Here is a 272-nt window from a genome sequence, read left to right on the forward strand (position 1 = left end):
CTTGTCCATAGCTGAGTGAAATCGCTTTGATAAACATATGTGCATTAGCAGAAGTGCTTGGTCGAACTTCTGTCCAGAGACGGTCGTTAACTGTCGCATTGTCGTATGGTTGCACTGCATGCATTACGTGTTGAGCAAATCCTTCATAACTGCCTCGCTCCGTCCATTGCAGCTCTATTCTCTTAGCGACGTCACCAAAAAGATCAATGTAATAGTGGTTGATGGCAATCTGGTCACCAAATTGTTCATGTAGTTCGTCCAGTCGACGCTGA

General features: G+C 45.2%; 1 protein-coding gene. It reads right to left on the bottom strand.

Going from position 1 to position 272, the window contains the following annotated elements:
• Window positions 1–272, bottom strand: a 272-nt coding sequence (locus A3751_RS22565; RefSeq protein ID WP_197466130.1) for a hypothetical protein, incomplete at both ends; no start/stop codon positions are given.

The organism is Oleiphilus sp. HI0080 (genome assembly GCF_001635135.1).